General features: G+C 69.7%; 9 protein-coding genes. All 9 read right to left on the bottom strand.

Annotated features, from left to right (window positions below; all coding sequences use genetic code 11):
* Positions 1-397 (bottom strand): (2Fe-2S)-binding protein (locus tag AB1578_18880; GenBank protein MEW6489960.1); only part of this gene is annotated, 397 nt, incomplete at its 3' end.
* On the bottom strand, positions 394-1,284 hold the full coding sequence (locus AB1578_18875; protein ID MEW6489959.1) for a xanthine dehydrogenase family protein subunit M: 891 nt from the start codon (positions 1,282-1,284) through the stop codon (positions 394-396). The genes AB1578_18875 and AB1578_18880, both read right to left, overlap by 4 nt.
* Before the next feature lie 9 nt (positions 1,285-1,293).
* Entirely contained in the window at positions 1,294-2,439 is a 1,146-nt protein-coding gene (locus AB1578_18870) for an acyl-CoA dehydrogenase family protein (protein ID MEW6489958.1), read from the bottom strand.
* Between the two features lie 26 nt (positions 2,440-2,465).
* Positions 2,466-3,137: a flavin reductase family protein gene (locus tag AB1578_18865; GenBank protein ID MEW6489957.1), complete on the bottom strand. Its 672-nt coding sequence runs from the start codon at positions 3,135-3,137 to the stop codon at positions 2,466-2,468.
* Between the two features lie 68 nt (positions 3,138-3,205).
* Complete coding sequence (locus AB1578_18860) at positions 3,206-3,550, bottom strand: 4Fe-4S binding protein (GenBank protein MEW6489956.1); 345 nt, start codon at positions 3,548-3,550, stop codon at positions 3,206-3,208.
* Entirely contained in the window at positions 3,543-5,987 is a 2,445-nt protein-coding gene (locus AB1578_18855) for a molybdopterin-dependent oxidoreductase (GenBank protein ID MEW6489955.1), read from the bottom strand. The genes AB1578_18860 and AB1578_18855 overlap by 8 nt, the downstream gene beginning before the upstream one ends.
* Before the next feature lie 32 nt (positions 5,988-6,019).
* Positions 6,020-7,852, bottom strand: coding sequence for a feruloyl-CoA synthase (locus tag AB1578_18850; protein ID MEW6489954.1), 1,833 nt, complete (start codon positions 7,850-7,852; stop codon positions 6,020-6,022).
* A gap of 25 nt (positions 7,853-7,877) precedes the next feature.
* Positions 7,878-9,167 carry a TRAP transporter large permease gene (locus AB1578_18845; GenBank protein MEW6489953.1) on the bottom strand — a complete coding sequence of 430 codons (1,290 nt, stop codon included), beginning with the start codon at positions 9,165-9,167 and terminating at the stop codon, positions 7,878-7,880.
* 4 nt (positions 9,168-9,171) lie between these two features.
* Entirely contained in the window at positions 9,172-9,639 is a 468-nt protein-coding gene (locus tag AB1578_18840) for a TRAP transporter small permease (protein MEW6489952.1), read from the bottom strand.
* Positions 9,640-9,742 lie beyond the last annotated feature (103 nt).

Below are 9,742 nucleotides of genomic sequence, written 5' to 3'. Positions count from 1 at the left end.
TGATCTCGTCGGCCGTGGGGTTGGGGATGCGTTCGAGCAGCGCCACGGTGGAGAGGATCATCCCCGGGGTGCAGTACCCGCACTGGATCGCGCCCCCCTCCACGAAGGCCCGCTGCACGGGGTGGAGCGCGTCGGCCCCGTCTGCCCCTCGGGTCTCGGCCAGGCCCTCGATGGTGGTGATGGGCTTTCCCACGCACGAGAGCGCAAGCGTCAGGCACGAGAGGAGGGGGCGCCCCTGCACGAGCACGGTGCACGCCCCGCAGTCGCCGATGCCGCACCCGCGCTTGGTGCCCGTGAGCCCCACCCGGTCGCGGATCACGTCTACCAAAAAGTCGGTGGGCGCCACGGGGACCTCGAAGTCCTCCCCGTTTATGTTCAGGGTGACGAGCGTTTTCATGACTTCCCCCTCCTTGCCAGCTCCTCGGCGCAGGCGCCGAGCGCCCGCGAGACGAGCACCGCCACGAGCCGGCGCCGGTAGGCGGCGCTCGCACGCACGTCGTCGATGGGCCTGGCCTCCTGGGCCGCGAGCCGCCCGGCCTCCTCGAACAAGTCCGGGCCCACCGCGGCCCCGGTGAGCGCCGCCTCCGCCTCCAGCGCCCGGTAGGGGATCGGCCCCACCGCCCCCAGCGCGATGCGCACGCACGCGGCCTTCTTCTTCTTGGCATCGAGCTCCAGGTAGCAGCCCACGTTGACCATGTCGATCTCCATGGCCTGGCGCAGCCCCTGGAACCGGTAGGCCACCGCGGCCCGCGCGGTGAGCGCCGGCAGGTGGAAGCTCTTGAGGTACTCCCCGGGTGCAAGCGCCGTCTTTCGGTAGGCGAGCCAGAACGTCTCCATGGGCAGCCGCCGCTCGCCTCCTTCCCGCGACAGCGTCACCTCGGCCCCGTGGGCCAGGAGCACCGGGGGCGTCTCCGCCGAGGGCGAGCCGTGGCAGCAGTTTCCCGCCATGGTGGCCATGTGGCGCACCTGGGAGGAACCCAGCTGGGCCGCCGCAAAGGCCAGCGCCGGGGCGTGCTCGCGCACCAGTGCGCTCGCCTCGATCTCGGAGACCTTGGTGCCCCCGAGGATCGTCAGCCCCCCGTCCGGGGCCCGGAAGATCCCCTGGAGCTCGGGCAAGTCCCCCACGTCGAGCACCAGCCGCGGCGAGAGGAGCTTTTCCTTCACCAGCACCAGCAGATCCGTGCCCCCCGCCAGCAGGTGGCACTGCCCCGCGTGGCGGGTAAGCAGCCCCTCGAGCTCCCGCAGGCTCCCAGGGCGTTGGTAGTCGAAGGGTTCCAGGTGCATGGCTTCCTCCTACGAGGGGTTGAGGCCGAGCCTGCGGCTCACGATGAGCTTCATCACCTCGCTCGTGCCGGCGTAGATGGAGAGCGCCCGCACATCGCGGTAGAGGCGGCAGATGCGGTACTCCTCCATGTAGCCGTACCCCCCGTGGAGCTGCACGGCCCCGTAGGCGACCCGGTTCACCATCTCCCCCAGCCAGTACTTGGCCATGGAGACCCTCTGCACGATATCGACGCCGCGGACGAAATCGGCTACCAGGGCGTCGAGGAAGGTGCGGCCGATCTCCACGTCGGTGGCCATCTCCGCCAGCTTGAAGGCGTTGGCCTGGAAGTCGCCGATGGGCTTCCCGAAGGCCTTGCGCTCCTGGGAGTATTTCAAGCCCTCCTTGAGGCACTCCTCCGCCATGACCTGGCACTTGATGCACACCTCGAGCCGCTCGCGCTGGAGCTTCGCCATCATGTACCTGAAGCCCTGCCCCTCCTCCCCCAGGAGGTAGCCCGCGGGCACCCGCACGTCGTCGAAGGAGAGCTCGGCGGTATCCTGCATGTGGGAGCCCATCTTGTCGAGGGCGCGGCGGCGGATGCCCGGCAGGTCCAGGGGCACCAGTAGCAGGCTCATCCCCTTGTGGCCGGCCTTGGGGTCGGTCTTGCAGGCCAGCACGCAGATGTCGGCGAAGATGCCGTTGGTGATGAAGACCTTGGAGCCGTTCACCGCGTAGGCGTCCCCGTCGCGCTCCGCCCGGGTCCGGATGGCCGCGAGGTCGGAGCCCGCGCCGGGCTCCGTGAGCCCCAGGCACGCCACCGCCTCCCCCGACGCGCACTTGGGGAGCCACTCCCCCTTGACCTCGGGGGTTGCGTAGGACTCCACGTAGGGCACCGCCACGTCGCTGTGGAGCGGCACCCCGAAGCCGTAGGCGTCGCCCCGGATGAGCTCCTCGTTGATGATGACCGAGTACTCGAATCCCAGCCCGAGTCCCCCATACTCCTCCGGGAGCCAGGGGCACAGGAACCCGTTCTCCCCCATCTTGAGCCAGGCCGCCCGGGGCACGGCCCCGGCCTTCTCCCACGCCGCCGCGTTGGGGGCGATCTCGTTTGCCACGAACCGCCGAAAGGACTCCCGGAAGATCCGGTGGTCCTCGCCGTACACGTCCCGAGCCATCTCGTCTTCTCCTCTCCTCATATTTCCTAGGCGCCGGACCCCGGCGCCCTGCGGCCCTCGAGCCCTCGCAGGAGCTCGTCGTTTCGCCCCGGAATCACCATCTCGAACGCCGAGTCCACCGTGGTGTAGTCGAAGTAGCCCAGCCGCGCCAACGGCCGGACCTTGAGCACGTCGACCTTTCCGCCGGGGCCGACGAGGTCGTCTCGGATGTGCACCCCCACCACCCGCCCGATCACCACGTCCACCGTCCCCATGGGGCTGGCCCCAGGCAGGCGAATCGTCTGGTGGTAGACGCACTCGAACTGGATGGGCGACTCGGCCACCCGGGGCGCCTTCACGACCCGCGAGGGGGCCTTGGTCACCCCCGCCAGCTCGAACTCGTCCACCTCGGGCCCCACCTCGGCGGCGCTTCGGTTCATCGCCTCCCGGAGCTCCCAGGTCGCCATGTTGTAGACGAACTCCCCGGTCTCCTCCGCGTTGACGACGCTGTCCTTGCGCCGGCCGTCGGTGGTCTGGTTGGCCGCGAAGAGGACGTAGGGCGGGTCGAAGGTGAGGTTCTGAAACTGACTGTAGGGCGCCAGGTTGGCCACCCCGGCCCGACTCACGCTGGAGATCCAGCCGATGGGCCGGGGCACCACGCAGGCCTTGAACGGGCTGTGGGGCAAGCCGTGGTCGTTCTTCTCGGGGGAGTAATACATGGAATCTCCCGGGTGTCTCGGGGTGGACGGGTGCGGCCCTCGCCCGCCGCTCGCTGCCAAGGGGTCGGCTACCGGGGCGCCCAGAGCACCATCCGGGGCTTGCGCTCCATCTCGCGGGCGAGCTCCTGCACCGGGCCGTGCCGGATGACGGCGGCCAGGCAGTGCTGCTCGCAGGCGGTCTTGAGCCCCTTGCGGGTGCGACCCGCGCACAGGACGCAGGATTCGGTGGGGAACGGGAGGAAGCTCAGGTAGCCGCGGCCCTTGGGGAGCTCCTGGAGGATCTCGGTCACCCGCATGCCGCCCTGGCCGGCGGGCCAGCCATACTCCTGGGCGCAGGCCACCACGCAGGCCTTGCACCCCGTGCAGAACTCGTAGTCGATGAGGAGGCCGTTTCGCGGTTTCTTCTCACGCATGGATGACGTCCTCCGGGGTCGCCTTGTAGACCCTGCACAGGCCGTGCTTGATGGGGGCCCCCTGCCCGTCCTTGCCCTGGTAGCCCATGGGGAGGAGGTTGTTGGCGTTGGACCGGAAGGCCCCGTGGAGCGAGGGCTCGGCGCCGGGCTCCTCTGGGAACCACCACCCGTGGGCCGCCATCACCATCCAGGTGGGGACCTCCAGGGTCACCTTGGCCTTGAAGAGGGCCTTCCCGAAGGAGTTCTCGACCCACACCCACTCCCCCGCGCCGATCCCGTGCTCCGACGCCGTGGCCGGGTGGATCTCGACGATGGGGTCCGGGTCGAGCGCGCGCAGCCAGGGGATCTGGCGGTGCTCGGTGTGGTAGAGCACCGGGGACCGGCGCCCGGTGGAGAGGATGAGCGGGTACTGGGCCGCCAGGTCCGGCCGGCTCAAAGGCGAGAGCGGCGGCTCTTCGAAGATCGGGAAGGGCTCGAGCCCCCACTCCTCCCGCAGGGTCGAGTAGAGCTCCACCCGGCCCGACGGCGTGCAAAACCCCGGCGTGCCATCCGGGCGCAGGAGCCCCTTCTCGTGCCGGCGGTAGGGCGCGCTCGGGTGCCCCTCGGGGGGAAACGCCCAGCCCTTCTCCTGGAGCTCGCCAAACGTCATGCCGGAGGGCTTCAAGATGTCGTCCAGGAGGTCGTGGATCGACTCCCACTGGAACCCGGGGTCGAAGCGTCGGGCGAGCTCGAAGCCGATCTCGATGTCGGGCTTGCACCCCTCCACCGTCATCGCCTTGTTGATGGTCTGGAGGGGCACCCACCAGGAGCGCACCCCGTCTTTTTCGAGGAAGCTCGCAGCGGGGAGCACGACGTCGGCGAGCTGGGTGCTCGGGGTGTGGAAGAGGTCGACGGCGACCACGAAGTCGAGCTTCTTGAGCGCCTCGACCCACCGCTTGGGGTCCTGGCCCAGGCCCCCGATCAGGTTCGAGGCCGCCATCCACATGCCCTTGATGGGGTAGGGCTCTCCCGTGAAGATCTGCTCCAGGGTGACGTCGGTCTGGGCCCGCAGGCTGAACTTCTTGAAGATGCCGTACCGGTCGGTGGCGATGCGCTTGGCCTCGGCCTCGGCCGAGGGGGCAAACACGCTCTTGGTGCCCGGCAGGGCGTAGGCCACGGCGTTGAAGGCGAAGCGGGCAAGGACGTTGCCCCCCGGGACGTCGAGGTTGCCCGTGATGCACCACAGGGCGGCCAGGGCGTGGGCCGTGGGGGTCATGTTGGGGGTCATGTCGATGGGCACCCCCCAGTGGATGGCCGCGGGCTTCGCCTTGGCATAGAACCGGGCCGCTTCGCGGACCTGCTCGGCGGGGACCATCGTGATCTCGGCCACCCGGTCCAAGGGGTAGCGGTCCACCTCCCGGCGAAACGCCGTCCAGACCGTCTCGCAGGCCACGCGCCCGCCGTCGGCGAGGGCCACCTCGCACGTGCCCTCCAGCAGGGGCTGGGCGCCCGCCGGGTAGGCCTGGGAGGCCGCGTCCCACACGGCCGGCGCGCTGCGGACCGCGTCCCACGCGACGAAGTTTGCGGTGGCTCCCCCCGCCCGCAGGTCCGACTCGCGAAGAAGCCTGCCCGTGTCGGTGCGCAGAAGGTGGGCCGCGTTCGTCCACTTCTCCACGAAGGCGCAGTCGTAGAGCCCCTCGTTGACGATCACGTGGAGGAACCCCATGGCGATAGCCGCGTCGGTGCCGGGCCGCAGCTGCAGCCAGTGCTCGGAACGGGAGGCAAACCAAGAGAGCCGCGGGTCGATGGTGACGATCTTCGTGCCCCTCTTCATGAGGTCCACGATCCAGTGGCCGAAGAGGTTGTCGGGGCAGGAGGCCGGGATGTTGTAGCCCCAGATCACGATGCACTCGGGCTGCACCCAGCGGGGGTCGTCGTACCGGTCCGGGAACCACTGGGCCGCGTCGAAGACCATGTAGTCGCCCTGGACCATCTTGCAGGCGGAGATCCGGGTGGCGTAGCAGGAGTTGCCCGAGAGCCCGAAGACGATGTTGGGGCTGCCGTAGGTGTAGGCCAGGAGCGAGATCCAGGGGTAGATGTCGCGCCCGGTGCCGATGGTGAAGAGGAAGCTCTCGGGCCCGTGCTCGTCGCGGATCGCCTTCATCCGCGCCTCGATGAGGTCGTAGGCCTCCTCCCAGGAGATCGCCTCCCACTTGCCCTCTCCCCGCTCGCCGGCGCGCTTCAGGGGCGTTCGGAGCCGGTCGGGGTGGTGGACGTACTGGGTCATGGCCAGCGCCCGCGAGCAGAGCCTCCCCTGGTTCCAGGGGTGCTCCGGGTCGCCCTCGAGCTTCACGAGCCGGCCGTCCTTCACGGTGGCGACGACCCCGCAACCCCCGTGGCACCCGGGGCCAGCAGACCACGAGGTAGTGCGAACCCGTTTTACGCCGCTCTCGCTCATGGTCTGCACCTCTTCCAAAAGGGAATACCCGCTCACAGGAGGATCACTTCCGGGCCGGCCCCACCGACATCACCGTGCAGGCGGGCCACGAGCTCCGCCCGGTGGGCGAGGACGGCCCGCTGGTTGACGTAGCCCTTGTCGGTGATCTCCCCCGCGTCCAGGCGGGCCGGCGTTGTCAGGAAGAGCGCCCGGGCCGGGCGGCTCGCGCTCCCCCCGCTCTCCCGGGCCAGCCGCCCGAGGCCGGCGCGGATCCCCGCCACCACTTCTTCCCGGGAGAGGAGTTCCTCCACCGGGGCGCCGGGAGCAAGACTCGGGCAGGCCCGGCGGCAGGCCTCCAGGTCGGGGAAGAGGAGGAGCCCGATCTCGTCGCGGTCGTGGCCGGTCACCACGGCGTCCTGCACGAAGGGAGCGCAGGCGGCGATCACGTCCGTGCGCAGGCGCCCCACGCTCACCCAGGTGCCCGAGGTGAGCTTGAAGTCCTCCGCCACCCTCCCGTCGAAGCGGATGCCCGCCTCGGGCCGCGCCGGGTCGGCCAGGGCGCCCGCGTCGCCGATGCGGTAGAAGCCCTCCCGGTCGAAGGCCTCCCGGGTCAGGTCGTCCCGCTTCCAGTAGCCCGGGGTCACGCCGGGGCCCCGGACCCGCAGCTCGAGCTTGTCGCCGTTGGGGACCATGGCGAGCTCCGCCCCGGGCACGGGCAGCCCGATGACCCCCGCCCGCCCCACGGGGTAGTGCACCAGGGTCACCACCGGCCCTGTCTCGGTGGAGCCCCAGCCGGACGACATGGCGACCGTGCGCCCGACGGACGCCACCGAGAGCGCCTCCAGGCGCTCCCAGAGGTTCTGGGGCAGCGCCGCCCCGGCGTAGAAGAGCACGTCGAGGTCCCGGAAGAGGGAGTCGCGCAGCGCGGGATCCTCCTCCAGGTAGGGCAGCAGCGCCGCGTAGCCCCGGGGAACGTTGAAGTAGACCGTGGGGGAGGTCTCCCGCAGGTTCGCCGCAGTGGTCTCGATGTGTCCGGGGGTGGGCTTTCCGGCGTCCAGGTAGAGGGCGCCCCCGTTTCGCAGGATCAGGTGGAAGACCTTGTTCCCGCCGAAGGTGTGGTTCCAGGGGAGCCAGTCGAGCATCACCGGCGGCCGCTTCTCCAGGAAGGGCCAGCACTGGGCCATGGCCTGCTGGTTGGAGCAGAGCATCCGCTGGGTGTTGATCACCCCCTTGGGCTCCCCGGTGGACCCCGAGGTGAAGAGCACCTTGGCCACCGTGTCGGGGCCCACCGCCCGGTAGGCCTCGTCCACGGCGGCGGAGGGTGCCGTGCCCAGGAGCTCGGCAAACGCCGTCGCCCCGGCGCCCGGCTCCCCCGCCACCACCTCCGCCTCCGCGCCGGCCGGGGCCGCAGCCGCCAAGGCCCGGGCGAAAGGCTCCGTCGCTTCGACGAAGAGGAGCTGAGGCTCCAGGAGGCCCAACACGTGGCGGAGCTTTCCGTAGTCGCGAGAGACCAGAGAGTAGGCGGGCGAGACCGGCGACACGGGGATGCCCACGTGCATGCATGCCAAGCCGAGCACTGCGTGGCGTAGGCTGTTCTCCGAGAGGATCGCCACGGGCCGGCCGGGGTCCAGGCGCCGGTCCAGCAGGGCCTGGGCCGCCGCGCGCACCTGCCCCAGGGCCTCCCGGTAGGTGAGCCGCCGCCATGCCCTACCCTGGCGCTCGGCCAGGAAGACCGCCTCGGGGGTCTCCCGGGCCCAGTGCTCCAAGTAGGCGCCCACGCACGCGGGGTAGGCCCCCAGGGGCTCCGGGGAGCGAAGCCGCATCCCTCCCCCAAGCCGGTGCTCTACCTCCACCCGGGCCGGAGCGAACGCGGTAGGGGGTCTCACGCGGGAAGGCGCCGAAGCCATGGGGTCACCGGGGGAAGAGGAGGTCGGGGATCGCCGTGGAGAACCACGGGACGACGCTCAGGACGTAGAGCACCACGATGTAGACCAGGAGCGTCGGAATCGTCGCCCGCACGATGAACATGAACCGCTCGCCGGTGCAGGCCGCCGTGGCGTAGAGCATGAGCCCCAGGGGGGGCGTGATATACCCGACCCCAAGGGCCACGTTCACGATCAGGCAGAAGTGGATCGGGTCGATGCCAAACTGCTGGACGATGGGCATGAGGATCGGGACCAGGATCATGATGGAGGCAATGGGGTCCATGAACGTCCCCATCACCAGCAGAACCGAGGTCACCAGCATCATGAAGATTGCCCAGTTGGGCACGTGGGCGATGGCGACCTCGAGGATGTGCTGGGGGATGCCGCGGATGGTGATGTACTCCGACAGCACCCCCGCCCCCCCGATGGTGATGACGAGCGTCCCGCTCAGGATGCCGGAGGAGACGAAGAGCGCCCGCAACTTTCGGAGATCCACGGAGCGGTAGATGAGCCACTCCGTGACCACGGCCAGGAAGCAGGCGACCACCGAGGCCTCCGTCACCGTGAAGGCCCCGGAGTAGACCCCCGCGAAGAGCACGACGATGATCAGGAGGGGCATGGCGGCCTGGCGCACTGCCCGCCCCAGGAGACGCAGATCGAACGGCTCGGTGGTGCGCGACGCGAGCCCCTGCCGGTGAACGGAGACGTATACGTAGACCATCAAGGCCAGGGCGATCACCGCCCCGGGCAGGTAGCCCGCGGCGAAGAGCCGGACCACCGAGACCCCTGCCGTAAGGGCGCAGATGACCATGACGATGCTGGGGGGGATGATCATCCCCAGGATCGAGGCGCTCGTCACCAGGCCCACCGAAAAGGAGCGCGGGTAGCCCCGCTCCTTCATGAACGGGAACATCACCCCGCCTACCGTCACCACGGTGGAGATCCCCGAGCCGCTGATCGCCCCGAACAGGGCCGAGCTCACCACCGAGGTCATGGCGAGCCCGCCCGGGAGCCAGCACACGAGCCTTCGGGCCACCTCGATGAGCTGCCGGGCCGACCTCCCCTCTACCATCACAGCCCCCAGGAGCAGGAAGAAGGGGATGCAGATCAGGGTGAAGTTCTGGAGCTTCATGAGCATGGTCTGGGCCACGAAGACGAGATCCAGGCTCGTGAACGCCACCAGCCCGAACATCCCCGTGAGGAAGAGGCTCACGTAGACCGGGATGCGCAGGAAGAGCAGGAGCAGCAGGAGGGCGATGAAGAGCAGGGTTTCCATGGCGTCACTTCCTCCCGAGGAGCTCGACGAGCTTCAGGACGGTGCGCACCGCCAGGAGCCCTCCGAAGAGGGGGAGCATGGCCGCGATCCAAGGCACCGGGATCCCCAGGATCGGCGTGTAGTTCATGAACATCTTCTCCACCGCGACGAACTGCCAGCCGTAGTAGGCGATGAGCACCGCCGCCAGGAGGCGCACCCCGTGCATCCACAGGTCCAGCCAGAGCCGGGCTCCGGGAAAGCGCTCGTAGAGGGCGTCAACCCGGAGCTCCGAGCCGGCCCGCACGGAGGCCCCCGCCCCGACGAAGGTCATGAGGAGGAACAGGTAGAGGCTGAGCTCGTCGGGCCAGGCATAGGGCCTGCGGAAGGCATACCGGGCGACCACCCCGTAGGTGAGGGCCAGGAGGGAGGTGGAGAAACAAAAGAAGATCACCCACCTCTCGAGGCGGTCGAGCACCGCGTCCAGGGTCTTCATGGGGCTGCGTCCCTCGTGGAGTCCTTTATACATACACCTGCGCAGATGCAGAGGGGCGGAGGGGGGGGGGGGCCCCCCCCCACCGCCCCCCGGGGCCAAGCAC

This window comes from Thermodesulfobacteriota bacterium (assembly GCA_040756475.1).
GTDB lineage: Bacteria > Desulfobacterota > Deferrisomatia > Deferrisomatales > JACRMM01 > JBFLZB01.
The sequence above is the reverse complement of the archived record's forward strand: the minus strand, read 5'-3'. Positions and strand labels throughout refer to the sequence as shown.